The 24,211-nt window shown below is 66.2% G+C and carries 23 protein-coding genes; 7 read left to right on the forward strand and 16 right to left on the reverse strand.

Features of this window, described 5'->3' with window-relative positions; translation table 11 throughout:
* Window positions 1-14: 14 nt before the first annotated feature.
* Genes G5B40_RS09245 through G5B40_RS09270 form a run of 6 tightly spaced genes read left to right on the forward strand, consistent with a single transcriptional unit; the run spans window position 15 to window position 6,292 of the window.
* Complete coding sequence (locus G5B40_RS09245; RefSeq protein ID WP_165097785.1) at window positions 15-1,031, forward strand: DctP family TRAP transporter solute-binding subunit; 1,017 nt, start codon at window positions 15-17, stop codon at window positions 1,029-1,031.
* Between the two features lie 54 nt (window positions 1,032-1,085).
* Entirely contained in the window at window positions 1,086-1,607 is a 522-nt protein-coding gene (locus G5B40_RS09250) for a TRAP transporter small permease (RefSeq protein ID WP_165097787.1), read from the forward strand.
* Window positions 1,604-2,902, forward strand: a complete 1,299-nt coding sequence (locus tag G5B40_RS09255) for a TRAP transporter large permease (protein WP_246209780.1) — start codon at window positions 1,604-1,606, stop codon at window positions 2,900-2,902. Before G5B40_RS09250 ends, G5B40_RS09255 begins: the two co-directional genes overlap by 4 nt.
* A gap of 28 nt (window positions 2,903-2,930) precedes the next feature.
* Complete coding sequence (locus G5B40_RS09260; protein WP_246209783.1) at window positions 2,931-4,673, forward strand: thiamine pyrophosphate-binding protein; 1,743 nt, start codon at window positions 2,931-2,933, stop codon at window positions 4,671-4,673.
* Between the two features lie 21 nt (window positions 4,674-4,694).
* Complete coding sequence (locus G5B40_RS09265; protein ID WP_165097791.1) at window positions 4,695-5,504, forward strand: hypothetical protein; 810 nt, start codon at window positions 4,695-4,697, stop codon at window positions 5,502-5,504.
* Window positions 5,501-6,292: an IclR family transcriptional regulator gene (locus G5B40_RS09270; protein WP_165097794.1), complete on the forward strand. Its 792-nt coding sequence runs from the start codon at window positions 5,501-5,503 to the stop codon at window positions 6,290-6,292. Before G5B40_RS09265 ends, G5B40_RS09270 begins: the two co-directional genes overlap by 4 nt.
* On the opposite strand, the gene G5B40_RS09275 is transcribed toward G5B40_RS09270, so the two are convergent.
* From G5B40_RS09275 to G5B40_RS09335, 13 genes are all read right to left on the reverse strand, one after another.
* Window positions 6,282-7,355 carry a TonB family protein gene (locus G5B40_RS09275; protein ID WP_165097796.1) on the reverse strand — a complete coding sequence of 358 codons (1,074 nt, stop codon included), beginning with the start codon at window positions 7,353-7,355 and terminating at the stop codon, window positions 6,282-6,284. The two genes, G5B40_RS09270 and G5B40_RS09275, sit on opposite strands and share 11 nt — an antisense overlap.
* Window positions 7,352-7,732 (reverse strand): ExbD/TolR family protein, encoded by a 381-nt coding sequence (locus G5B40_RS09280; protein ID WP_165097798.1) that lies wholly within the window; start codon window positions 7,730-7,732, stop codon window positions 7,352-7,354. The genes G5B40_RS09275 and G5B40_RS09280 overlap by 4 nt, the downstream gene beginning before the upstream one ends.
* Window positions 7,733-7,736: 4 nt before the next feature.
* Window positions 7,737-8,120: an ExbD/TolR family protein gene (locus G5B40_RS09285; protein WP_425500080.1), complete on the reverse strand. Its 384-nt coding sequence runs from the start codon at window positions 8,118-8,120 to the stop codon at window positions 7,737-7,739.
* A gap of 2 nt (window positions 8,121-8,122) precedes the next feature.
* Entirely contained in the window at window positions 8,123-8,740 is a 618-nt protein-coding gene (locus G5B40_RS09290; RefSeq protein WP_246209784.1) for a MotA/TolQ/ExbB proton channel family protein, read from the reverse strand.
* A 4-nt stretch (window positions 8,741-8,744) separates the two neighbouring features.
* Window positions 8,745-9,053 carry a heme-degrading protein HmuQ gene (gene hmuQ / locus G5B40_RS09295; RefSeq protein ID WP_165097802.1) on the reverse strand — a complete coding sequence of 103 codons (309 nt, stop codon included), beginning with the start codon at window positions 9,051-9,053 and terminating at the stop codon, window positions 8,745-8,747.
* The gene (locus tag G5B40_RS09300) at window positions 9,053-9,871 is read right to left on the reverse strand and encodes an ATP-binding cassette domain-containing protein (protein ID WP_165097804.1); all 819 of its coding nucleotides are present in this window, start codon (window positions 9,869-9,871) and stop codon (window positions 9,053-9,055) included. Before G5B40_RS09300 ends, hmuQ begins: the two co-directional genes overlap by 1 nt.
* Window positions 9,864-10,937, reverse strand: a complete 1,074-nt coding sequence (locus G5B40_RS09305) for a FecCD family ABC transporter permease (protein ID WP_165097806.1) — start codon at window positions 10,935-10,937, stop codon at window positions 9,864-9,866. The genes G5B40_RS09300 and G5B40_RS09305 overlap by 8 nt, the downstream gene beginning before the upstream one ends.
* Window positions 10,938-10,940: 3 nt before the next feature.
* Complete coding sequence (locus tag G5B40_RS09310) at window positions 10,941-11,822, reverse strand: heme/hemin ABC transporter substrate-binding protein (protein ID WP_165097809.1); 882 nt, start codon at window positions 11,820-11,822, stop codon at window positions 10,941-10,943.
* Between the two features lie 314 nt (window positions 11,823-12,136).
* Window positions 12,137-12,853 carry an ABC transporter ATP-binding protein gene (locus tag G5B40_RS09315; RefSeq protein WP_165097812.1) on the reverse strand — a complete coding sequence of 239 codons (717 nt, stop codon included), beginning with the start codon at window positions 12,851-12,853 and terminating at the stop codon, window positions 12,137-12,139.
* Entirely contained in the window at window positions 12,850-13,584 is a 735-nt protein-coding gene (locus G5B40_RS09320) for an ABC transporter ATP-binding protein (protein ID WP_165097815.1), read from the reverse strand. The genes G5B40_RS09315 and G5B40_RS09320 overlap by 4 nt, the downstream gene beginning before the upstream one ends.
* Window positions 13,581-14,804: a branched-chain amino acid ABC transporter permease gene (locus G5B40_RS09325; protein ID WP_165097818.1), complete on the reverse strand. Its 1,224-nt coding sequence runs from the start codon at window positions 14,802-14,804 to the stop codon at window positions 13,581-13,583. Before G5B40_RS09325 ends, G5B40_RS09320 begins: the two co-directional genes overlap by 4 nt.
* Window positions 14,791-16,059 (reverse strand): branched-chain amino acid ABC transporter permease, encoded by a 1,269-nt coding sequence (locus G5B40_RS09330; protein WP_165097821.1) that lies wholly within the window; start codon window positions 16,057-16,059, stop codon window positions 14,791-14,793. The genes G5B40_RS09325 and G5B40_RS09330 overlap by 14 nt, the downstream gene beginning before the upstream one ends.
* Window positions 16,060-16,164: 105 nt before the next feature.
* The gene (locus G5B40_RS09335) at window positions 16,165-17,406 is read right to left on the reverse strand and encodes an ABC transporter substrate-binding protein (RefSeq protein ID WP_165097823.1); all 1,242 of its coding nucleotides are present in this window, start codon (window positions 17,404-17,406) and stop codon (window positions 16,165-16,167) included.
* Between the two features lie 217 nt (window positions 17,407-17,623).
* On the opposite strand from G5B40_RS09335, the gene G5B40_RS09340 reads away from it, so the two are divergent.
* Window positions 17,624-18,547: an aminotransferase class IV gene (locus G5B40_RS09340; protein ID WP_165097825.1), complete on the forward strand. Its 924-nt coding sequence runs from the start codon at window positions 17,624-17,626 to the stop codon at window positions 18,545-18,547.
* A gap of 96 nt (window positions 18,548-18,643) precedes the next feature.
* On the opposite strand, the gene G5B40_RS09345 is transcribed toward G5B40_RS09340, so the two are convergent.
* From G5B40_RS09345 to G5B40_RS09355, 3 genes are all read right to left on the reverse strand, one after another.
* Entirely contained in the window at window positions 18,644-20,200 is a 1,557-nt protein-coding gene (locus G5B40_RS09345; RefSeq protein ID WP_165097827.1) for a hypothetical protein, read from the reverse strand.
* A gap of 71 nt (window positions 20,201-20,271) precedes the next feature.
* Window positions 20,272-21,156 carry a glycosyltransferase family 2 protein gene (locus tag G5B40_RS09350; protein ID WP_165097829.1) on the reverse strand — a complete coding sequence of 295 codons (885 nt, stop codon included), beginning with the start codon at window positions 21,154-21,156 and terminating at the stop codon, window positions 20,272-20,274.
* Entirely contained in the window at window positions 21,153-23,522 is a 2,370-nt protein-coding gene (locus tag G5B40_RS09355; protein WP_165097831.1) for a glycosyltransferase family 2 protein, read from the reverse strand. The genes G5B40_RS09350 and G5B40_RS09355 overlap by 4 nt, the downstream gene beginning before the upstream one ends.
* Window positions 23,523-24,211 lie beyond the last annotated feature (689 nt).

Here is a 24,211-nt window from a genome sequence, read left to right on the forward strand (position 1 = left end):
GAGGGAGACGACCGATGCAGATAATGAAACTGGCGCTCGCCGCGGGGCTCGCCGCGATGACCGCGGCGCCCGCGCTCGCCGCCGACTACAAGGAAGAATACAAGATCTCGACCGTCGTCCCTGCGCCCTTCCCCTGGGGGATCGCCGCCGAGACATGGGCGGAGATGGTGGGCGAGCGCACCGACGGGCGCATCAAGATGAAGGTCTATCCGGGCGCGCAGCTGGTCTCCGGCGATCAGACCAAGGAATTCACCGCGATGCGTCGCGGGATCATCGACATGGCGGTCGGCTCCACCATCAACTGGTCGCCGCAGGTGAAGGAGCTGAACCTCTTCTCGCTGCCCTTCCTGATGCCGGATTACGCCGCCATCGACGCGCTGACCCAGGGCCCGGTCGGAGACAAGTTGTTCGAGATTCTGAGCGACAAGGGCGTCGTGCCCCTCGCCTGGGCCGAGAACGGGTTCCGGGAGGTCTCCAACTCGCAAAAGCCGATCCACACGCCCGAGGATCTCGCAGGGCTGAAGATGCGGGTCGTCGGCTCGCCGCTCTTCAACGACACCTTCACCGCGCTCGGCGCCAACCCGACGCAGATGAGCTGGGCCGACGCCAAGCCGGCGCTGACCACCGGCGCGGTGGACGGGCAGGAGAACCCAGTTTCCGTCTTCGCCGTCGCCAAGATCTACGAGGTCGGTCAGAACAACCTCACGCTCTGGCATTATGTCGCCGATCCGCTGATCTTCGCGGTCAATCAGGATGTCTGGGACAGCTTCACGCCCGAGGATCAGGAGATTGTCCGCCAGGCGGCGATCGACGCCGGCGCGAAGGGCATCGAGATCGCGCGTGAAGGCATGACCGGGAACGACAAGTCCGCGATCGAGGCGATCGAGGCCAAGGGCGTCGACGTGGTCGAACTGACCGAGGAGGAGCGTCAGGCCTTCATCGACGCGACGCGCGGCGTCTATGACGAGTGGAAGGAAAAGATCGACCCCGAACTGGTCGACATGGCCGAAGAGTCCATCGCCAACCGCTGATCCGAACCAACCGGGCGGACGGCATTCGTCCGCCCGCTCATATCGAGAACGCGCATGTCCGATAGCGGCCCCGAAATCCACGAAGGCGAATCGACGCGCGGAACCGCCGATCACACCCGCGTCTCGATCTCCATCGAACGCTCGCTCGCCGCGGCGGCGATGGCCGCGATCTGCTTCATCAGCTTCGCGAATGTCGTCGTCCGCTACGCGACCAACGTGTCCTTCGCCTTCACTGAGGAATTCTCGGTCTTTCTTCTCGTCCTGCTGACCTTCATCGGCGGCTCGCTCGCCTTCGCGACGAACGAGAATATCCGCATCGGCTTCGTGCCGGAGCATTTGTCGCCACGCTGGAAACGCGCCTGCGACGTCGCGGCGCTTCTGGCGTCAATGCTGATGTTCGCGCTCGTCCTGCGCTATAGCGCCGAGCTCTCCTGGGACGAATACCGTTTCGAGGAAACCTCGCCCGGTCTTGGCTATCCGAACTGGATCTACACGATCTGGCTGCCGATCCTCAGCGTCGCGATCATCGCGCGCCTTATGGGAAGGCTCAACGCCTTGCTGCGAGGCCGGCTGTGATCGCAGCGAATTTCCTTCTTCTTGGGGTTTTCGTTCTCCTTCTGCTGATCGGCGCGCCGATCGCCGTCGCGCTCGGCCTCGCCGGTGCGGCGGCGGTCGCGGTCGGGCTCGACCTCAACACCGTGGCGATGATCGGAACCAACACCTACGCCTCGGTCGCGAAATATCCGCTGATCGCGATCCCGCTCTTCGTGCTGACCGGGATGGTGTTCGAGCGCTCCGGCGTCGCCGGCCGGCTGGTTACCTTCGCGCAGGCGATCGTCGGGCCGCGCAGAGGCGGGCTCGCCATCGTCGCGACACTGGTCTGCCTGATCATGGGCGGGATGTCGGGCTCCGGCCCGGCGGACGCGGCGGCGGTCGCCACGATCATGATCCCGTCGATGATGAAGGCGGGCTATCCGCGCTCCTTCTCCGCCGGCCTGATCGCCGCCTCGGCTTCGACCGCGATCCTCATCCCGCCCTCGATCGCGCTGATCATCTATTCGATCCTAGTGCCCGGGGTGGACCTTCGGGCGCTGTTCGCCGCCGGTGTCTTTCCCGGCGTCCTCGCCGGACTCGCGGTGATCATCCCGACATTGATCATCAGCCGGGTGAAGAATTTCGGCGCCGCCGAACATGGCGAGCGTCCGCCGTTCTGGAAGAGCCTTCGCGAAGCGGTTCCGGGGCTCATGGCGCCGGTCATCATTCTCGGCGGACTGCGTTCGGGGCTTTTCACCCCCACCGAAGCCGCCGCGGTCGCTGTCGCCTATGGGTTGTTCGTCGGGGTCTTCCTCTATCGCAACATGAGCCTCGGCGATGTCTGGCGGGTGCTCGCCGACAGCGCGGAGATTTCCGCCGTGGTGATGATCATCATCTCGCTCGCCGGGCTCTTCGCCTGGGCGGGCTCGACCCTAGGCGCCTTCGATCATGCCGCCGCGGCCATCCTTTCGGTCAGCGATGACGGCTCGCTGGTGCTGATCATGATCATGGTGGTGCTGCTTTTTGCCGGGATGATCCTCGACGGGGTTTCGATCTATCTGATCACGCTGCCGCTGCTGATTCCCATCGCCATGGCGTTCGAGTGGAACCTCACCTGGTTCGGCATCCTGATGGCGATGAACATCGCCATCGGTCAGTTCACACCGCCGGTCGCCGTCAACCTGATGATCACCGCCCGCATCGCCCGCGTGCCCATCGAGGAGACGATCCCATGGGTGCTCTGGCTGATGCTGACGATGGGCGGCGCGCTGCTTCTCGTCATTCTCTTTCCCGGCATCGCGCTCTGGCTCCCTGAAATGCTCGGCTACCGCGTCTGACATGAACTCTTCCGCAGGAGACGACCCCGTGACCTCTTCCGAGATCCCCAATGAAATGACTGGCGGCGAGGCGCTCGCCCGTATCCTGAAGGCGGCGAAGCCGGGGCCGATGTTCGGCATGGGCGGCTTTCAGCTTCTGCCGTTCTACGACGCCGCGCGCCGGATCGGGCTGAATCACAACCTGATCAATGACGAGCGCTGCGCGGTCTTCATCGCCGACGCTTACGCCAAGGTCTCCGGCCGCGTCGGGGTCTGCGACGCCACGCTGGGGCCAGGGGCGACCAATCTCGTCACCGGTCTGGTGGAGGCGCTGAACGCCGGCTCGCCGTTGGTTGTCTTCGTCGGCGACACCCACCGGATGCATTCATGGAAGAACATGACGCAGGAATCGCGGCAGGTCGAAATTCTCCGCCCGGCCTGCAAGGAGTTGATCCGCGTCGAGATGATCGAGCGGCTGCCCGAGCTGGTGAAGCGGGCCTTCCATGTGGCGACCTCAGGGCGCCCCGGCCCGGTCGTCGTCGATATCCCCGAAGATATCTGCCACGACACCTTTCCCTTCGATCCCGCCGAATTCGAGATCGACGAGGCGCTCGCGTCATCCCCGGCGCTACGCTGCGCGCCCGCCGCGGCCGATCTCGCACAGGCGGCCGACATGCTGGCGAAGGCGAAGCGGCCTCTGATGCTTTGCGGCGGCGGTGTCCATATCAGCGGCGCCGCGAAGGCGGCGGAGGCGCTGGCGCGCGCCATCAACCTCCCCGTCGCGCACACCATGACCGGCAAGGGCGCGATCGCCTGCATCGACCCGCTCAGCGCAGGGCTTTTCGGGCGCTACGACCGAATCGCCAACGCGCTGATCGAGGAATCCGACTGCCTTCTCGTCACCGGCTGCAAGCTCGGCGAGATCGCGACCAAACGCTACAGCGTGCCGGCGGCCGGCAAGACCGTCATCCACCTCGACAACGTGGCGGAGGAATTCGGCCGGACTTTCTCGCCGGCTCTCCGGCTCTGGTCGGACGCGCGCGAGGGGTTGACCGGTCTCGCTAGCGCGTTGGCCGACCGGGCGGATGCGATCAAGACGCGCCAGCAGGGCTACGCTGATGAAGTGGCGGCGAAGATGGCGGAATGGCGGAAATCGGTGGAGCCGCGCCTCACCTCCGGTGAGCGGCCGATCAACATGGCCCGGATGCTGAACGAGGTGAACAAGGCGATGCCGGCGAACGGCGTCCTCGTCGCCGATGGCGGTTTCGCGGCGCATTGGGGCGGCCTGCTTTATGACACCAAGGAAGCCGGGCGCGGCTTCGTCCCGGACCGGGGGTTCGCTTCGATCGGTTACGGCCTGCCGGGCGCCATGGGCGCCGCGCTGGCCGCGCCGGGGCGACGCGTGATCGGACTGACCGGCGATGGCGGCTTCAACATGGTGATGGGGGAGTTGGAGACCGCGCGGCGGCTGAAGCTGCCGCTAACGGTGATCGTCGTCAACAACGCCGCCTCGGGCTATGTGAAGGCGTTGCAGCACCTGATGTATGGGCGGGACGCCTATCAGTCGAGCGACCTTGAAGAGGTGAACTACGCCAATGTCGCCACGGCGCTCGGCTGCCTCGGGCTGCGGGTCGAGAGCCCGGACGATCTGGCCGGCGCGCTGGCTAAGTCCTTCACGAACACCGACGGACCGACGCTGATCGATGTCGTCGTCACCCGCGACCCCGCGCACATGCTGCCCGGCGTCGACAATCGCACCGTGCAGGTGAAAAAGGGCGACCGCGTCGCCTGAGCCGCATCGAAAGGAGCGCACATGCTGGGCGGCAATCGCGTCATCACCGCTGACACGGCGACCAGTCTGCCCGCCCGCGCGGCGGGGGCGATGGTGGTATGCGGCTCGCATGGCGGACTATATCCCGGCTACCTGCTCGCGAAAGCCGGGGTGCGCGCGGCGATCCTCTGCGACGCCGGGATCGGACGGGAGGAGGCCGGAATCGCCTCCCTGCCCTATTTCGCCGCACTTGGGATCCCCGCCGCCGCGGCTTCGCACCTCTCCTGCCGCATTGGCGATGTCGACGACATGCTGGCGCGGGGAACGATTAGCCGGGCCAACGAAATCGCCGCGCGCCTTGACGTTCGCCCGGGCGATCCCGTCGCCGAGGCGGCGCGGAAATTGGCGGCCGCGCCCGCAACCGTAACCGCCGCGCCGCCATCCATCGGCGAGGGACGCAACGCCGTCGATCAGGCGGGCCGGCGCCCGATCCTCCTGCTCGATTCAGCGGCGATGGTCGGCCCCGGCGACGAGGGCGCGATCATCGTCACCGGCTCGCATGGCGGGTTGGTCGGGGGGGATCCGGCGAAGGCGCTGAAGGCGACGGGCTTCGCCGGCGTCTTCAACGACGCGGGGATCGGCGTCGAAAACGCCGGCCTGGCGCGGTTGCCGGCGCTGGACGCGCGCAGGATCGCCGCCTTCACCGTCGCCGCCGACAGCTGCCGGATCGGCGATGCGCGCTCCAGCTTCGAGGATGGCGTGATTTCCGCCGTGAACGAGGCCGCCCATGCGCTCGGCGCACGGGTCGGCGCGCAAGCGCGGGGCGTACTGCTCGACTGGGCGGCGCGATGACGGCCAGCCGGCCCGGCGGCGACGCCTCGGTCAAATCCGTGCAGCGCGTCGCCACGATCATAAGGCTTCTCGCCGGCGAAGCCGCCGAAGGCCTGCGACTTTCCGACGTCGCCCGCGAAAGCGGCCTCGGCAAGGCGACGACCCACCGCCTGCTCACCGCGCTGGCGGAGGTCGGTTTCGCCTATCAGTCGGCGGCGACGAAACGCTATCATGTCGGCCATGAGATCGTCCGGCTCGGCGCGCTCGCGGCGCGTCACGATCTGGTGGAACTGGCCCGCCCGTCGCTGTTGCGGCTGGCGCGGGAGACCGGCGATACGATCTTTCTTTCTGTCCGCGAAGGGCTGGAGGCGGTCTGCCTCGATCGTCAGGTCGGCGCGTTCCCGATCCGGACACTAACGCTGGACGCCGGCGACCGACGCCCGCTCGGCGTAGGAGCCGGCTCGCTTGCACTCCTCGCCTTTCTGCCGTTGGAGGAGATCGCGGAGATCGTCGCCGGTAACGAAGAGCGCCTGGCCGGGTTTCCCGGCTTCACCCCCGAAGACCTCCACCGTCTTGCGCGGGAGACGCGCGCGCGCGGCCATTCCTTCAATGACGGACGCATCGTCGCCGGCATGTGCGCGATCGGCGCGCCGGTTCTCGACGCCTCCGGACGCGTCGCGGCGGCGATCAGCGTCGCCGCGATCAGCGACCGGATGGGCGACGACCGCGCGCCGATGATCGCCCGGCTCATCAAGGAGGAGGCCAAGCGGCTCGGCGCCTGCTTCACCCGCCCGGCGTCTAACGTCTGAAAACCACCGGCAGCGCAAACTCGAAACTTGCGCCCGACAGGCCATCGGGCGCGGCGGCGTAGGGCGCAGCGTCGCGCACCGCCCGGATCGCCGCCTCGTCCAGCGCTTTCGAGCCAGAGCTTTCGCGAACATGCGAAGACACCAGCGCCCCGGTCCGCGCGACCCTGAGCGCCACCATAGTGACGCCGGTGCGCCGCACGTTTCGTGGAAATCGCTTCCGCGCCTCGACCTCCCGCCGGATGGCGCCGCCCCAGAGCTGCGCGAGCGCCGCTGAAGCGCCCGAACCAAGCGCCTGATCGGCGCCGCCGGAGCCCGCCTCCGCTCCGCCGCCGTCCCCCGCGGCGAGCGACGCCGGCGCGCTGTCGCCGGCGCCGTCATTCGCCATCTCGTTCGCCGCCGGGGCCGGGTTGGTCTCCGGCGGCGGGGGCGCTGGCGCCGGCTTCGGCTTCGTCACGGTCTTTGGCGGCGCCGGCGCGCGCTCCGGGCGCGATTGCGGCGGGGGTGAGGCCTCGGGCGCGCTGGTCTCTTCAGGCTCAGGCGGCGGCATGGCGTTCTCCGGCGCGCGCGGCGGCGCGGCGCGGGCCCGCGGCGGCTCCGGAGCGGCGGCCGGCTCAAGGCGAGCGATGCGCTCTGCCACAGGCTTCGGCGGCGGCGCCTCGGTCGTTTCCGGGCGAAGGAGCTCTGCGAGTTCGACCGGGGTGTCGGGAACCGGTTCCGCCAGCGCCTCAAACGAGGGCGCTGTCAATGCGTCCGGCGGCGGCGCACTCTGCGGCGGCTCCTTCAGGCGCGGTGTCGCCAGACCGGCGCGCGGCGTTTCGACCGGGGCGATCTCCGGGGGGCTGGTTTGCCGCGAAGCGGCAGGCGGCGCCGCGATCTCGGGCGTCCGCTCCCATTCCGCGACCAGCGCGACAGTCTCGGGCGCGGCGCCGGCGAGGGTGATGTCGGCCGCGCCGCCGACGCCGCCGGCGGACGGGCCGTCATCGGCGGGGCGCGCCCAGAATACGGCGAGGTGCAGACCTGCCGCGAGAGAGGTGAAAAGAATCGCTTCCGCCAGACGTTTCATCGCGGCGCCGTCACGATCTCGACCCGCTCGACGCCCGCTTCCGAGATTTTTCTCAGCGCGGCGGCGAGAGTCGCGGCCTCCATCCCCGCATCGGCCCGAACGAGAAAGACCTCGCCCGCCGCGGCTTCCTTCACCGCGTCCAGCGCGGCATCTCCGCGCGTGTCGCCGAATCCCATCTCGCCCTCCGGCGAAAGATAGAGCGTGACCGGGCCACCCGGCGCAGCGCCCCTGTCGGCGCCGGGCGGGGTGATCTCGAATGGTTCCGGCGGCGCGATCTGCGCCGTCATCAGGAAGAAGATGAGCAACAGGAAGACGACGTTGATCATCGGCACGAACGGCTCGGCCATCGGTCGTCGGACGGGCGGAGAGAAATCCATCGCGCTACTCCACCAGCACCAGAGCGCTGAACCCGGCTTCGGTCAGCCTTTCGGCCACGTCGATCAGCCGCTGGACATCCGCGCCGTCCCTCGCGCGCAGGACAATCGTATCGTCTGGCGTCGCCGTCAGCGGTGCGAGCGCCGAGGCGAGCTCGTCCCCGGCCACCGGCGCGCCGTTGAGCGTCAGGCCGTCAGGGCGGATATCGACCAGCCGCGGCGGCCCGCTCCAGTCGCCCGAGGAGCCGGCGAGCGGCAGCGGAATCGTCTGATCGAGCCCGAACCGCGCCGCGAGCATGAAGAAGACGAGAAGCAGAAAGACCACGTCGATCATCGGCGTGAGGCTGGGCCTGCGGCGCCGGGGCGCTTCGCCGAAGGTCAACCGCTCCATGGTCAGATATTCCTTCCGGCGGTGAAGATACGGCTCGCCGCGTCCTCGAGGTCGAGCCGGATGCGATCGATCACGCTCTCAAACCAGGTCAGCGCGGCCGAAGCCGGAATCGCGACGGCCATGCCGGCGGCGGTGGTCAGCAGCGCCTCCCATATCCCACCGGCGAGGGCGGCGGGATCAGCGCGCGAACCAGCCTCCTGTAACGCCTGAAAGGCGGTGATCATGCCGAGAACGGTGCCGAGGAGGCCGATAAGCGGGGCGATCGTCGCGATCAACTCAAGCCCGCGCAAGCCGCTTCTAGCCGAAGCAAGCTCAGCCTTGGCGATGCGGGCGGTCTCCTCCCGCGCGGCCTCCTCGACAAGCGTGGCGCGGGCGCGGAGCGCGCCGCGCACCACCCGCGAGCGGACCCCGCGCCGCCCTTCGAGCATCGATAGCGCGACCGCGCCGTCGCCGCCGGTAAAGGCGTCTATCGCGAGGCGGGCGCGGTTCTTCGACCAGGCGCCGATCAGCGCCAGTCGCCAGACTTTCCAGAGGATCAGCGCCGCCGCCGCCACGGAAAGCCCTGCGATCGCCCAGATCGCCGGGCCGCCGAGCAGCAAAAAGTCGCGAAGATCGGCCATCCGGTCAGGCGCCCTCGACCACTGAAAATCCTTCGAATTGAGGATGCCCGTCATAGAGCCTGTCGTTCGAACCGGCGTTCTTGTGGGCGGCGCGGAAGTTCTCGGATTTGGTCCAGGCGACGAAATCCGCTTCGCTCTCCCATATGGTGTGAGAGGCGTAGAGCGTCTTGCCGTCGGTCTCTGGCCCTTTCATGAGATGAAACTCGACAAAACCGGGCACGTCATCGAGTCGTGACTTGCGGTTGCGCCAGACATCCTCGAACTGGCTTTCCTTGCCGGGGAGAATCCGGAAACGGTTCATCGCAAGATACATCAGTAGACTCCTTCAGTGGCGTTCCCACGCAACGGCGGGGTTCCAGGGTAAACCGGCGCCACGCAGAGCGCGCCGTCGGGGCTGTCGAAAAGCCGCATCGGCGTTTCGTATACATCGCTCAACCTGTCCGGGGCGAGCGCGCCGCGCGGCGCCTCATCCGCGACGACCCGCCCGGCCTGCATCAGAACGATCCGATCGGCGAAGGCGGCGGCGAGCGAAAGATCGTGAAGCGCGACCAGAACCGCCGCGCCCTCGTCGGCTGCGACGCGAGCGGCGCGCATGGCGCCGATCTGGTGCGAGAAATCGAGCCCGGCGGTCGGCTCGTCAAGGAGCAGCGCGCGCCCGAAACCGGCCCGTCGCCCCGCATCGAGCTGGGCGAGCGCGCGGGCGAGATGAGCGCGGCGCTGCTGGCCGCCGGAAAGCGCCGCCACCCCGTCCGACGCCCGGTCGGCGAGACCGACCGAATCCAGCGCGCGGCGGACGATCTCGACTGCTTCGGCCGGTGGAATGGCGAGCGGTATCGCCAGCCCGGCGAGCGCGAAAACACTGAACGGCGCGGCGAGGCTGGGGTTCTGCTCCAGAGCCGCCCGGCGGAGCGCGAGATGCGCCGCCGAAAGCGCCCGCACGTCTTCGCCGCCAATCACCGCTTCACCCGCACCAGGAGCGATGTCGCCAGCCAGCGCGCCGATGAGCGTCGACTTGCCGGAACCGTTCGGCCCGCAAAGCGCCACAAGTTCCCCCGCGCCGACGTCGAGATCGGCGGCGACGACCGCCCGCCGGCGGCCGAAGGCGACGGAGATCCCGCGCGCCTCAAGCATCGGAGCGGCCCATTCGCGACACGATCAGCCAGAGGAAGAACGGCCCGCCGATGAGCGCGGTCGCGAGGCCGATCGGCGGCTCGGCCGGGGGCATGGCGGTGCGGACCAGCAGATCGGCGCCGAGTGTCAGCGCCGCGCCGCTAAGCGCCGCCCCGGGCAGGATCGCGGCGTGATTCGGCCCGACCAGAAGGCGCGAGATATGCGGCGCCACCAGCCCGATGAAGCTGATCGGCCCCGCCGCCGCCGTGACCGCGCCGACCGCCAGGGCGGTCAGGGCGCCGATCCGGCGTTTCTCCCGCTCGACATCAATACCACTATGCCGGGCGGCGCGCTCGCCGAGTTGAAAGAGATCGAGCCCGCGCGCCCGGCGCGCGAGAAGAAGCGAAGCCGGGGCGGCGAAGATCAGCGTCGGGCCAATGACGGCCCAGCGCGCGCCGCCGAGCGAGCCCATGGTCCAGAATGTCAGTTCGCGAAGCTGGGCGTCATCGCTCAGATAGACCATCGCGCCGACGAAAGCCCCTGCGATGGCGTTCACCGCGACGCCGGCGAGGATAACCGTCGCGACCGAGACCCCGCCCCGGCCGCGGGCGACGAAAAAGACGAAGCCGGTCGCCGCCGCCGCGCCGAAAAAGGCGGCGACAGGCAGGAGATAGGGCCGGATCACATCCGGCGCGCCGCCGAACAGCGCCTCGCCGAGAACGATCACCGATACCGCGCCGACCGTCGCCCCGGCGGATACGCCGATAAGACCGGGGTCCGCCAGCGGGTTGCGCAGTACGCCCTGCAAACAGGCGCCGGAAAGGCCGAGCGCGGCCCCGACCAGAATCGCGAGAAGCGCGCGCGGCGCGCGGATCTCTATCAGGATCACGGTGGTCGCCGGCGCCGCTTCGCCGATGACGGCGCCGACGATTTCATCCAGCGTCAGGCGCACCGGGCCATAGGCGATCTCCGCAAGGAGCAACCCGGCCGCAAGCGCAGCTATGAGAGCAAGGATGCGCGCCCGCCGGCCCGGAAACCGCGATGAGGCGCCCGCATCCGCGCGGGAGATTGCCGCAGCCCGGCTCATCGCTCAGAGGCCCGCCGCGCTGAGGGCTTCCGGCGGATGAATCAGCCGAGCGAGCGTCTTCACCGCCTCCGGCGCGCGCGGGCCCATGCCGAGAAGGAGGAGCGCGTCCATCTCGACGCCGCGTCCGGCGCGCCCGGCCGGGGTGATGGCGATGTCGGGGCGCGCCATCACCTCCTCCATGCCACCCAGACGGTCGGAATGGGCGTCGGTCATCAGGATGATCTCCGGCCCGGCGGCGATCATCGCCTCCCGGTTCATCGGCTTGTAGCCGTCGATCGCGGCGGCGGCGTTCACCCCGCCGGCCTCGCGGATCACTTCGTCGGCTCCAGTCCCGGCGCCGCCGACCAGCGGCGCGCCGTCGCTGAGTGTGAGGATGAAGAGGATGCGCGGCCGGTCTTCGATCCGGGCCACGGCATCTCTTACACGGGCGAGCTCGGTCGCGTAGGCTTCCGCCAGCGCCGCGCCGCCCACCGGGTCGCCAATCGCATCGCCAACGAACCTGATCTTTTCCGCAACATCGTCGAGATTCCGCGTCTCCGGGGCCGTGGCGATCCTCAGACCCGCCGCGCCAAGGATTTCGATCGCCGCGGGTGGGCCGGCGTCGGGGGATGCGAGAAGCAGATCAGGCTGCGTCGAGAGCACGCCTTCGGCCGACAGACGCCGCAGATAGCCGAATTGTGGGAGCGCGCGCGCGGCCTCGGGCCAGGAGGATGTTGTGTCGACCCCGACCAGTCTTTCCTCATGACCAAGCGTGAAGACAATCTCGGTCAGCGCGCCGCCGGCGACCGCGATCCGCGCCGGTGCGGCGACCGCCTCCTCAGCGCTAGCCGCGCCGATACCGGCGCTGAGCGTGAGCGCGACGGCTAGAAGGGCGGCGTACTTCATGTCTCTATCCGTATCTTTCCGTCCGCGACAGCCGGGCGCGACAGCCGGGCGAGCCCGCGCGCCTCGCGCCATTGTCGATCATAGTGGTTCTTGGTTTACCCGACTAATACTGTCAAGTTTTGAATTGTCGAAAATCGGGGGAACCGATATGCGAGCCGGGCCGAAAGTTCTCGTTCCGACCACGGGAGCACGGCATTGGCGGCGCGGATCGAAATCCGCTTCATCGCCGAAGCGCTGTCGCCTTGTCTTGCGACTGGCCCGCAATTCGCGCGTTTCGGCGGATGGAAGAAGGCACCCGCGAACGCATCCCGTGGTCAGGCGACCCAGAACGCCTTTTCGAGGTCTTTGAATTCACTCGCCGGACCCTCGTACTTGTTGCGACCAAGCTCCAGCACATAAACGTAATCGGCGATCTTTAGCGCCTGGCGGATTTCCTGATCGACCAGCAGGATGGTCAGGCCGTCCTTCACCGCGAGATCGGTCAGCATCACGTAGACTTCGTTGGCGAGCATCTTGGAGAGCCCGGCGGTCGGCTCGTCCACAAGCAGCATCTTCGGCTCCGCCATCAGCGTCCTGCCGATCTCCACCATGCGCTGCTGGCCGCCCGAAAGCTCCCCCGTCGCCTGTCGGCGCTTGTCGCGAAGCGCCGGAAAGCGCTGGTAATTCGCCTCCAGCTTCCGGCGCACCTGCGCGCGGTCGCCACGAAAGGTCCACCCGCCAAGGAGGAGGTTTTCCTCGACCGTCATGTCGCGAAAGACGCCGGGCTGCTGCGGGATATAGGCGAGGCCCTTGAGTATTTTCTCGTGCGTGGGCACGTCGCGCACGCTTTCGCCTTCGAGCAGCACGTCGCCCTTAAACGGGGCGAGAAAGCCGAATGCGGCCTTCAGCGCAGTAGACTTGCCTACCCCGTTGGCGCCGAGGATCGCCGTCACCTGGCCGCGCCGCGCAACGACGTTCAGATCAGAAAGGATGTTCAGGTCCCGGTAATAGCCGACATCGAGATCGGTCAGTTCCAGTACTGCGTCGGTCACGCGTCCTCCTCCTCGTCGACGCCGAGATAGGCCTCGATGACCGCCGGGTCGCGCTTTACCTCGTCGGGCGGGCCGTCGGCGATCATGTCTCCGAAATTGAGAACCAGCAGGCGCTCCGACAGCGCGAACACGGCGTCCATCTGGTGCGAGATGATGATGATCGCCTTACCGGCCTCGTTCACCCGACGAATATAGGCGTAGATGATCTCCATCAGCTTCGGGTGCACACCGGCAAAGGGTTCGTCGAGGATCACCACGTCCGGGTCGAGCATCAGGAGGCGCCCCAGCTCCAGCAATTTCTGCTGACCGCCCGAAAGCGCCTGAGCGTATTCGTTACGCAGGTGGTCAAGCGTCAGAAACTCCAGCACCGACATGGATTTGTCGCGCAGCTCGGCGGCGCCCCCGGTGCGCCCGAGGGCGAGCGCCGGCACCGCGAGATTCTCCAGAACCGTCATCCGCCGGAAGGCGCGGGTCACCTGAAAGGTCCGTCCCAGACCCGCGCGCGCCACCTCGAATGGCTGCAACTGATCGATCCGCTGGTCATTGAGATAGACCGTGCCGGAATTTGGCGTCACCGCGCCGTCAAGCACATTGGTCAGGGTCGTCTTGCCGGCCCCGTTCGGGCCGATGAGGCCGATCAGCTCCGGCCCGTTCACCTCGAAGCTGACGCCCTTGAGAACATGCAAGCCGCCGAAGCGTTTGTGGAGATTACTGACCTTGAGATGGATCATGACGCGCCCTCCCCCGCCCCACCCGACTGGCGACGGGCCACCGTCTCCGCCGCCACATGGCCGCGGGTGAAGCGGGTGATCAGCGGCGCGATCAGCCCGTTGCGGAAAAAGCGCAGCGTGATCATCAGGAGTATGCCGAAGAAGACCAGCCGCCAGACCGTCATGTCGATCACATAGCCGCCGATTTCGATATTACTCCGCAGCATCTCCAACGCGACCTGAAGGATGATCGCGCCGATCGCGGCGGCGACGAAATTCTCCAACCCCCCGATCACCGCCATCGCCACCACCAGGCTGGTCTGCAGCAGGAACAGCATGTTCGGCGTGACGATGCCGACATAATGCGCCTGAACCGCGCCGGCCGACGCCGCCATCGCGGTGGTGATGGTGAATACCAGCACCTTGTAGCGCGTGGTGTTGACGCCGAGCGCCGCCGCCGCGTCCGTATCCTCGCGAAGCGCGCGGATGAAAAGGCCGAATTTAGACCGCGCGAGCCAGGCCATGATCGCGAGACAGGCGAGCAGAAGCCCGAGCATGATGAAATAGGGGGGGATCTTGTCGGTCGGCCCGAAATGACGGCCGAACACGGTCAGCCCGTGCTCGAAAAGCGGCGGCAGCTCCATCCCCGCCTGCCCGCGCGTGATATCGATCTCGGCGGAGATCGTCGCCTTGACGATCTCGGAGAACCCGAGCGTGAAAAGCGCGAGATAGGCGGCGCGGAGCCTCAATACGAGAATACCGACGAGAAAGCCGAAGAGCCCACCCAACAATGTGCCTAGCACGATGCCGAGCGCGACCGGCATTCGCGTGACCTGAACCGTATCGCCCCAGCCCGCCATCGCCTGGCGCAGGCAGTCCTGCGTAAGCGTCGTCGAGGTGACGCCGATCGGATCGACCACAACCAGCCATGTCGAGCCGATCTGAATCTCGGCGCAGAGCCCGGTAGGTTCCGGCGAGAGGTAGAAATAGTGGCAGAAGAGCGCCGTCGTGTAGGCGCCGATCCCCATGAACGCCATGTGGCCGAAGGAAAACTGCCCGGCGTAGCCCGACAGCATCGACCAGCTCGACGCAAGGATCGCGTAGAAGAACGCCGTGATCATCACGTGCATCAGATAAGCGTTGTCGGGCCCGTCGAAGATGAAGGGGAAGGCGAACAAAAGCGCCAGAAGCGCCCCGCCCGCGATCAGTGGTATACGGCTTGGGGCGTCACTGCGCACCATGGGCGCCTCCCGCGAAACGGCGGCCGAAGAGGCCTGTGGGACGAAGGAGAAGCGTGAGCGTCAGCACGATCATCCCGTAGGCGGGGATGTAGGATGCGGCCTTTTGCGGGTCCGGCACGCAGCCCGTTCCGGCCGCCTCCACCAGCCCGACGAGAATCCCGCCGAGGAACGCGCCGGGGAGCGAGCCGAGCCCGCCGAGCACGACGATGACGAAGGAGCGCATCGCCGGAATGTTGCCGACCTGCGGCAGCCATGAAAAGGCCTGCACCAGCAGCGCGCCGGCGAGCGCCGCGATCATGCCGCCGAGCGCGAAGGCGAGCATGTTCATCCGGTCCGGGTTGATTCCGGCGATGGCCGCCGCCTCCCGGTCCTGGCTCACCGCGCGAAGCGCGCGCCCGGTCCACGTGCGATGCAGGAGAAACAGCAGCGCGATCAGTACGAAGATGCAAGTCGCCGCCGCCATGAAACGCGGGTTGGGGATCGAGACCGTCTCGAACAGCGTCAGGTTCCCGCGCGAGGTTTCCAGAATCCACGGATCATCCGCCGAGGGCACGCCGATCTTCGGGAAATCGAAGAAGCGCCGCACCTTGACCGGGCTCGCCCCCGCCACTGCCTGCACGAAATACTGCACGGTGAAGGCGAGGCCGAAAGTGACGAGAATGCCGTATTCGACCGGCCGATCGATCTGCCCGTGATACATCGGAGTGAGGAAGAGCCGTTCGAACACCGCGCCGAGCACGAAGGCGGCGGCGCACGCCCCGAGCACCGCGATCAGCGGGGAGATTCCGGGGAACCAGACAGCGGTGATGTAATAGACCAGCATCCCGCCGATCATGTAGAATTCGCCATGCGCGAAGCTGACCACCCCGAGTATGGAGAAGATCAGCGTCAGCCCCAGCGCCATGAAGCCGTAGATGATCCCGATCATCAGCCCGTTGGTGAACTGCGAGGCGACGAAAGCGCCATTGGTGACGCAGATATTGCCCGGGTCCGCGAAGGCGAACGCGGCGGCCACGAGCAGCACCGTCAGGACAGCCGGCGCGATGGAAAGGAAACGCCCGAGCGACGGCGTGGCCGCCCAGAGCGGCGCGAGCCCCACGGGCCCGAGCGCGGCGCCGGTCATCGCGCCGACGAAAACGGTGTTGGACGTATCCAGATCGCGATGAAGATAGCGCGCCCGTATCGTCAGCGCGCCGACTGCGCCCCAGAAGATCATCCAGGCGATCACGCCCCAGAAAAGGCCGGGAGCCTCCATGCCGTTCCCCTCATCCCGCCACGCCGCGCCCGAAGGACGCGCGTCTCTCGCGGACGGCCCTGAGGAGGGCCGCCCGCTTTGCTCATGCGATGAGCGTCTTCGCCATCATTCGTTGACGTAGATGGGATCGGCGGTCTTGTAGGCGTCCGGCCAGACGATCGCGGCGTCGGTCGAGCTCTGACCCTCTTCCTGGTACTGGATCACGGTCAGCGCCGGGTCGGGCCACTGATGCCACCATTCGTTCCCCTTGCCGTCCTCGGACGGGTCCTTCTTCGTTCCGTAAGGGAAATAAATCTTGCCGAGCGCTCCATCATACTCGATCGACTCGAGCGATTCGACGATGGCGTCGCCGCCGGTCTCTCCCGCCGCTTCGATCGCCTTGGCGAGAACGACGATGGAATCGTAGGCCTCCATCGCGTAGCTCTCGACATCGGCCTTGCCGGTTCTCTCCTTGTATTTCGCGGCGAAGGTCTTGCCCGCCTCGCTATACTGGCTCTCCGGCACGCCGATGCGCTGGAGGAAGGCGTATTGCCCGTCGGGAACATTGCGCCAGTAGGTCGCGCTCTCCAGCGCGTCCTGCCCGGTGATGAACGGCAGGTCCAGCGGCCCGATGCCGGCGTCGGCGGCCTGCTGGGTGAAGTTGAACGCCGCCTCGCCGGTGGCGAGGGTGATGATGATGTCCGGGTTCTCGGCCTTGATGCGCTGGATGATGCCGGCATAGTCCTGCGTGCCGATATCGACCGAGAAGGTCGCCGCCTCGACATTACCGGACGCGAGGCCCTTTGTGGTCTCCTCGGCGGCCGGAATGCCGTAATCGGTGTTCTCAGTCAGGATCACCGCCTTCTTCACGCCCGGCGTCAGCAGCGAGAATTTCCATAGCGTCGCCGAGGCCCAGGAGGAGAGCGGGGCGATGCGGAAGATGTATTTCTGCTTGTCGCCGGTGATGGTGTCGTTCCAGGTCTCGGCGAACACCACGGGCACGCCGCGCGCGTCGGCTACATCCTTGGAGGCGACGCCGACCGAGCTGTGATAACCGCCGCCGACCGCGACGACGCCGTCCTGCGAAATGAGCTTCTCCATCACCGCGGCGGCCTTCTCGGGCAGCCCCTCGGTGTCGCCGATCACCACTTCGATATCGCAGCCGAGAACGCCGCCGGCCTCATTGACGTCATCCTGGGCGACCAGCATCGCGTCGCGCATCGCCTCGCCGCCCACCACGGTGCCGGGAGCGGAGAGCGGCGCGAGCCCACCGATCTTGATCGGGCAATCGGCCGCGAAGGCTGGCGCCGCCGCCAGCATCGCCAGAACAGCGACCGCGCCGAGCGCGGGTTTTTTCGATACTTTCATCATGTGCTCCCTGTTGAAGCGGTTATGCGCCAGTCGTTCTTTTCGGCGTTAAGTCCCCTGCCGACCGTGACGCGATGCAAGCAGCTAAACAGGGAGTTCACGAAAACTCAATCCGTCGTGTCCGCATATCGCTGATCGGCGAGGGTGACGGCGGGGCTTGCCGGCGCGCGCGTCCCGGTATTGAGTCGCGGCGCAGGTTGAAGCGTGGAGCCGAGAGATGACCGACCGACCGAATGAGCGAACCGTCTGGTTCAACGGAGAATACATGGCGGAAAGCCGGGCGGTGGTGCCGTTCCGCGACATGAGCTTCCTGATGGGCGACGGCGCCTTCGACCTGACGCGCACCTTCGGCGGCAAGGTCTTCCGGCTGGAGGCGCATTGTGAGCGGCTCTACCGATCGCTCCGCGCGCTTCGACATGAGCCGCCGATGCCGCTCCAGGAGATGATCGACATCACGGCAGAGGTTCTGAAGCGCAACATGCCGCTTCTGGAGGAAGGCGGCGATTACTGGGTCGGCCAGCGCGTCAGCCGCGGGGTAAAGAAAGTCTCCGGCGACAGCTGGGACCATTACGGACCGAACGTGATCGTCGAATGCATGCCGCTGCCGCTCAAGGAGCGCGCGCCGCTCTATCGCGACGGGATCGAGGTGGTCACACCTTCCGTCCGGCGCACGCCGCCCGAATGCCTGACGCCGCGCGCGAAAAGCCATAATTACCTCAACCTCATCATGGGCGACATGGAGGTCCACGCGCAGAACCCCCGCGCCTGGGCGGTCCTGCTCGACACCAAAGGCGATCTTTGCGAGGGGCTGGGGAGCAATCTCTTCTTGGTCCGCGACGGCGAATTGCTGACTCCGCGCGAGAAATACGTCCTGCCCGGCGTCTCCCGCCAGACCGCGATCGACATGGCCGCGAAGCTCGGCATCCCGTTCCGCGAAGCGGATCTGGACATGTATGACGCATTTAACGCCGACGAGGCGTTCATCACCTCGACCTCGCTCTGCATCTGCCCGGTGGCGAGCGTGAATGGCGTGAAAATCGGCGACGGGCCATATGGGCCGGTGACCCAGAAGCTGATCGACGCCTATGCCGAGCACGTGGATTTCGACTTCGTGCGCCAGCATCTCGACCAGTTGGACTGACGCGAAAGATAAGGGTTCGGGAACGCGGAATCCCGAATGGCGCAGCGGGCGGCCCCCTCCCTGATCGCGCCGCCGCGCGTCAGCAGCGATCGCGGTTCAGGAGCGCTTCATCTTGTGGAGGACTGGGTTGATCCCGGCCTTCAGCGCCCGGGGGTGATTGAGGTAGTATTCCAACGTGTCCAGATCCGGACCGGGCGAGCGGCCCTCATAGACCCCGTGCAGGACGAAATGCCGGGCCGGGCTCATCTTCGCATTGCGGACATCGGGATAGGTTTTCAGATACCAGTCGGCGTCGAAGTGCTCCGAAGCGGCGACGGTCGCGACCCGGCGACGCTCTTCGGAACGGCCCACGCCGAGCAGGGCGGCGACGCCGCGCAAACCGGCGAGGCGCTTCACCTCCAGCTCGCGAAGCGCAAGCCGAACCCGCATTTTCGCGGCCTGCGTCCTGGCCTGGTCGAGACGATCCCGCAACCTGTCAACCGACTTCAGGTATCTGGCCTCTTTGCGCTGAAAGCCCATGATCTCGTGGGTCCAACGCGCGCGAACCTTTTCTTCGAGTGAGTCCCGCTCGCGTGTAAGCTCGGCATAGGCCGCCTTCACCTCCGCCAGTCCCTTCTCCTCCGCGCACGTCCGCTCACGGAGCGCGCCGCTCCCTTCCGCCCCTTGATCCGGTTCCGGCGCGGCCAGACCCGGCGAAGCCGCCCGCACGCTCCCGTTTTCCCCGGAGTTGTTCAGTCTTCGCGTCAACTCGCGGTTCTCGTGATTCACATCGCGGATACGCTGCGCGAGAATCTCCAACTCGTCTTTCATCTCGGGAGTCTCCTTTTCTGACTCTGCGGCCAGTCTGGATATGAGCGTGAGTCGGGCTTCCATCGCGTCGCGCGCGTGGAAAGGCCGTCCCTCCGGATGCAGATCCCGGATCAGATCGGCGAGGCCGACCATGAGCCGCGCGTAATCCGCCCCGTCCAGCGCCAGAATCTCTCCGAGCTGGCCGCGCTTTCCGCGGATGGCGTCATCGAGCCGACGAAGCGCAGCGGGCGGGTCGTCGGCCATCTCGGCGGCGCCGTGGTCGAGAACGCCGGAGTGCGCCGGGATCGCCGCTTCCCGCCGCCCGGGATCCGCTGCGCCGGCCAGAAGCGCCAGCGCTTCGACCTGCGCGTCGGGCGCGCGCGCCCAGCCTTCATAGGGCAGAACAAGCGTCTCCGCCGGCGCGTCCCGCAGGATATAGAAGCTCCGCAGCGCATGGATCTCCTGCGCGATCTCCGGTGAACAATCGCAAACCCGCGTCAATGAACGCAGGACACTGGCCGCGTCGCGCGTCGTCCAGACAAAGCGCAGATCGAGTCCGATCCGCTCCGCGGCCTCGATCCAGAGCGGCAGGAAGACCGAGCCGAGCGGGAGTCTCGCGACGAACCCTCGCCCCTCCGCTGCATTTCGCCTTCGCACCATGTATTCCACCGCCCGATCGACGGCCTCACGCGCGGCGAGGTCATCACGCCACTCGCTCAGCCGAAGCCCTTGCAAGACGCCGGGAGCGCGCGCGAGGGCGCGCATGCAGTCTCCGATCGCAATCGATTCGCCAGCGCCGCGCAGGTTGGCTTCATCGGTGGGAACGGGATCGTCGGGCGGCGACAGGCCCAATTGCTCCAGCATCTCCACCGCCAGAGAAGCGCCGCTGCGGCCCGTCCCGATAATGAAAACAGAAAATGGTTTGGCGGCGATCGTCATTGCTGAATAAGAATATCCAAATATTCAATCCGTTTCATATTGCTGATGCGCCCTCGACGCCACAACCGCGGCGTGACGCCCGTCCGCAACCCATGGGCCAGGTCGGCGTCCAGACCAAGATCGGCTGGCGTCAAACCGGCCGTCGCCAGTGCGGAATTCGCGATCTGTCGATAAATGCTGAACGACCAGTCCACTTTACGCGCATACTCGGTGTGATGGGTCAGACCGCTGGCTCGAAATTTCTCCCACAAGCCTTCGCTTCTTATGTGGCGCAGCCAACCCTCCGGGCGCGGCAAGACCCAGATCGGCAGGCCCTGCTCACGCGCCAGCATGCTGAGCCTCAAATCGACCATCACCCCGGCGAAGAAACTGTCCGGATCGAAGCGCAGCGTTCTCTGGTCAAACCCAAAGGTGCCGCTGCCCGCCAACGAACAAAGGTGCATTTCTCGCACTGACCTGATCGCATCGAACGTATGCGTACGTTCGAAATACCAGTCCGAATTGGAGGGAAACACGCCTCCATGCGTCGTCACCGCGCACATTCCGCCGCATTTTGCGATAAGGTCGCAATAGGTTTGAACATAGTCGGGCGGAAAGATGAAATCGTCGTCCAGCGTCAACACGATGCTGTCGCGGACGAACTTGAGGGGATATATTTTTCCGTTGGCGGAGAGATCACCACGATGCTCCCGCCCGTCCAGAACCGTCACGTTCGATAGGCGCGAAATATTGGGAAAACCGTCTGTCGTTTCGTTCGCGTAGATAAAAAGATGATCGAGTTGCGGAGCAATAGACGCGATTACCGGCGCGATCAGAGGATAACGGGCCAGAAACGTCGCCATGGAGCCTATGATCGCGTTGGAAAACGTGCGGACGCTCATAGCTGCGCATCCAGTCTTTGAGCAATTGAGCCGGCGGAGTAGATCCGGAATTGCTTCATCACGTTGGGGTCTACAGTCATGTGCCAAGTATGCTGGGATTCATTCTCAGATCGAAAGACGACGATCGATGTCGTGTCGCCGCTCATGACCGTGACGCCCGCGTTCAGAAGCTTCGCGACCCAGTTTGAGTCGGCGGAGTTTCTATCCGCGGCGGAAAACGGCAAGCTCAGCCACATCTTGTCGCCAGATAGCGACGCTCCTGAAACATGCCCGAACTGGAGAACCCTGTTGTAATTCTGGGTCAACCTGAGGCGGCCCTGGGTTTCGTTCGTTGCGCTGAAAAAGAAGAATGTCGACTGCCGCCCGACAGAATCCGCCTGCGTCGCGACATAATAGCTGATCGTCTCCTCAAGATAGGTGCGGCTGTAGAAATCGTCGTCATCCATCTTGGCCCAGTAGCGACCGGTAGACTGCGCGATCGCGCGATTCAGGCATTCGCCGATATTGGCCGATTCCGGCAGAACGAAGACATGCTCGTTCTCTCGCGGCTCGGGAAGTTCGTCAGGGACTTCGCCCGTGTTCAGGACCAGGATCAGCTCCTTGTTCGGCCAACTCTGCTTGCGAAAGCTCTCGAAACAATGGGCGAGCAGCTGTGGGCGTCTGGTGATCAGAATAGAGCTGACGCGGGGCTCGTCGAAGCCCTCCGGAAACGGGTCGCGGCCGAAAATCGCCATCCGGTCCGGCATTTTCCAGACATGGCTCTCCACCACCTTGCGCATCAGCCCGCGCCAGCGCCGCTCCAGCACCCAAGGGGTGCGATAGAGCGCCTGAAGCTCGATCAGGTCGATCACATTGCGCACGCGATCCAGCGCCCCGAGCAGCGGCTCGTCGCTTCTCGGGTCGCCATAGAGGACCGGCACGGCGCCCGAGGCGATGGCGTCGAGCGCGGCGACGAGCAGCTCGGAATCACTGCGGAGGCTTTGTGCAGGCAGGAGGACGAGATTCGCGGATTGCAGGATCAGCCGCTCCTGCGCCCGCGTGTGTGCGCCAACGCTCTGTCGGTCTTCGCGCCGGATGCGCAGCCCCAGCGAAGCCGCGTTGAAAGCATATCGCAGCTCCATCAGCAGCATCGCCGCGACGCTGTCCGCGACGATCAGAGCCGCAAAATCAGGATACTGGAAGATATCCGCAACCGCCGGAACCAGCATTCTGTCACGCTCCCGCTTCCGCAGGCTCCCGACGCTGCAGGCAGTCGGGCAGGTCGCGCGGCGCACGCGGTGGATCTTCTCTTGGAGGTCGTCCCAGACCCCGGCCCATTCCTCCGCGCGCCCCTCCAGCACGACGCGCGCGGCCCGCTCGGCGGCGCCGCGCCAGCACACGGCGATCCCGGGCGCGCCGGTGAGCCAGAGATGGACCGGCGTCCCATGCGCCTCCGCGAGATCGAAGAGCGCCGCGCCGGCGTCCGGCAGCCGGCCGTCCAGCGCCGAAAAGGCGAGCGGCCAGTCACGGTCGTCGTCGTCGCCGCAGCCGGCGCCCGCCTCGATCACGATCAGATCGAGATCGAGCAGACGCAGTTGCTCCGCCGCTTTCGTCTGGCGCAGCCGATAGAGCTCGGCCATGCCTTCAAGCCGCTCATACCCCCGGTCCGAACCGATGAAGCCAACCTTCGGAAGGTGCTCGGTCTGCGAGCGCAACCTCTCCATGCGGCGCTGGTGATCGGCGACGGCGGCGTCCAGATCCTCGGGATTCAAAACGCCGCGCCAATCGCCCCGCGGCTCAAACCGCCGAGCGATGCTTTCAAGCTGCCTGCGCGGCGTCACGGTCAGCGCACGCGCAGCCGGGTCGCGCTCGTTCAACCCAGGCAGGGCGGCCTTCAGCAGAGCGATGCGCCGCAGCGACACGTCTTCGATTTTCTTGATGAATGACCCCGCCACCGCCGCGCTCGCCCAGTTAACGTTGAGCGGCTCAACTTCGAGCCGCAGGATCGCAATCCCGTTGGGAACCGGACCGATCCGGACCTCCACCGCATCCGGCGGCGCGATGAAGAAGCGCGAGGCGAGCGCGCCCGCCATGACCCCATCGCTCAGTTCAATCGGCGGCAGCGTCTCCAGTTCGAGGGGGTCGAGTCCGGGGATCAACACCTGATCGCAGATCAGGCGCGGGTCGACGAGCGCCCCGTCCGCGTCCCGGAACTCGAGCGGAACCGGTGTGAGGCGGAGCCGCTCATCCCCCTCGCCCGCCTGCAGCGCGGCACGAAGTTCGTAGACGCCTCCCATCCTGACCGGGCGGACATGCGCGCCGCCGTCGGACGTCCGGTCGCCCGCACCCAGTGACTGTCCCTCCAAATACTTATCCACGCTGAGCATCCGCTTCTCTTTCGCGCTCGTGGGCCGACGCTCGGCATGGCCAACTTTCGGAGCGCTATGCAAAAAAACCATAGACCAGTCAATCGTGGGTCGCGGTTATCCGTCATGCAACGCCGACCATGGTGGTAGCGCACTCCATACCGCGGGACACGCCTAAAACCATATTAACCGCCTCCATCGCGGAAAGCCGTTACTTATAATGAATTTTCACGAAACCCGCGCTCACCTGATATTGATAGACACTTTTCTTTGTCACTTCCTGCTGAAGCCAAATCAAGCGACGCAGCGCATAAGGGATTCTTTCACGAATCTACTGAGCGCCCGAACAGAGAATTCAGGCTGCGGGCCAATGTGGTCGGGATTTTTCGCCGCGATGCCGCTGTCCCCGATCGCTTCGGAACCCCACGCGGGGACAGGCTGACGAGGGGAGAGGGGCCGGCCCGAGTGTACGGCGTGGAGAACCTTTACCGCCATTCGCGGCCCGACACCAATCGGCGCCCGGTAATCACCGTCGGACCAGGACCGGAGGAGCAAGTTGCGCCACCGCCGAGAGCCGCTTAGCCTCGTATCAACATCGCTTTCGCGCATGCGGAGTTTGAACTGGGAGCGCTCGCGAGATCGCGGATCATGTTGCGAGCGCATTTGGCGTCCCAGCTGCTTTACGCTCTTGCAACGATGCGGCGGCGCGG

The organism is Pikeienuella piscinae (genome assembly GCF_011044155.1).
Taxonomy (GTDB): domain Bacteria; phylum Pseudomonadota; class Alphaproteobacteria; order Rhodobacterales; family Rhodobacteraceae; genus Pikeienuella; species Pikeienuella piscinae.

Coding starts and splice junctions, on each gene's coding strand:
- G5B40_RS09245 (WP_165097785.1), top strand. CDS start 15: ATGCAGATAATGAAACTGGCGCTCGCCGCGGGGCTCGCCGCGATGACC.
- G5B40_RS09250 (WP_165097787.1), top strand. CDS start 1,086: ATGTCCGATAGCGGCCCCGAAATCCACGAAGGCGAATCGACGCGCGGA.
- G5B40_RS09265 (WP_165097791.1), top strand. CDS start 4,695: ATGCTGGGCGGCAATCGCGTCATCACCGCTGACACGGCGACCAGTCTG.
- G5B40_RS09270 (WP_165097794.1), top strand. CDS start 5,501: ATGACGGCCAGCCGGCCCGGCGGCGACGCCTCGGTCAAATCCGTGCAG.
- G5B40_RS09275 (WP_165097796.1), bottom strand. CDS start 7,355: ATGAAACGTCTGGCGGAAGCGATTCTTTTCACCTCTCTCGCGGCAGGT.
- G5B40_RS09280 (WP_165097798.1), bottom strand. CDS start 7,732: ATGGATTTCTCTCCGCCCGTCCGACGACCGATGGCCGAGCCGTTCGTG.
- G5B40_RS09285 (WP_425500080.1), bottom strand. CDS start 8,120: ATGGAGCGGTTGACCTTCGGCGAAGCGCCCCGGCGCCGCAGGCCCAGC.
- G5B40_RS09290 (WP_246209784.1), bottom strand. CDS start 8,740: ATGGCCGATCTTCGCGACTTTTTGCTGCTCGGCGGCCCGGCGATCTGG.
- hmuQ (WP_165097802.1), bottom strand. CDS start 9,053: ATGTATCTTGCGATGAACCGTTTCCGGATTCTCCCCGGCAAGGAAAGC.
- G5B40_RS09300 (WP_165097804.1), bottom strand. CDS start 9,871: ATGCTTGAGGCGCGCGGGATCTCCGTCGCCTTCGGCCGCCGGCGGGCG.
- G5B40_RS09305 (WP_165097806.1), bottom strand. CDS start 10,937: ATGAGCCGGGCTGCGGCAATCTCCCGCGCGGATGCGGGCGCCTCATCG.
- G5B40_RS09310 (WP_165097809.1), bottom strand. CDS start 11,822: ATGAAGTACGCCGCCCTTCTAGCCGTCGCGCTCACGCTCAGCGCCGGT.
- G5B40_RS09320 (WP_165097815.1), bottom strand. CDS start 13,584: ATGATCCATCTCAAGGTCAGTAATCTCCACAAACGCTTCGGCGGCTTG.
- G5B40_RS09325 (WP_165097818.1), bottom strand. CDS start 14,804: ATGGTGCGCAGTGACGCCCCAAGCCGTATACCACTGATCGCGGGCGGG.
- G5B40_RS09330 (WP_165097821.1), bottom strand. CDS start 16,059: ATGGAGGCTCCCGGCCTTTTCTGGGGCGTGATCGCCTGGATGATCTTC.
- G5B40_RS09335 (WP_165097823.1), bottom strand. CDS start 17,406: ATGAAAGTATCGAAAAAACCCGCGCTCGGCGCGGTCGCTGTTCTGGCG.
- G5B40_RS09340 (WP_165097825.1), top strand. CDS start 17,624: ATGACCGACCGACCGAATGAGCGAACCGTCTGGTTCAACGGAGAATAC.
- G5B40_RS09345 (WP_165097827.1), bottom strand. CDS start 20,200: ATGCTGGAGCAATTGGGCCTGTCGCCGCCCGACGATCCCGTTCCCACC.
- G5B40_RS09350 (WP_165097829.1), bottom strand. CDS start 21,156: ATGAGCGTCCGCACGTTTTCCAACGCGATCATAGGCTCCATGGCGACG.
- G5B40_RS09355 (WP_165097831.1), bottom strand. CDS start 23,522: ATGCTCAGCGTGGATAAGTATTTGGAGGGACAGTCACTGGGTGCGGGC.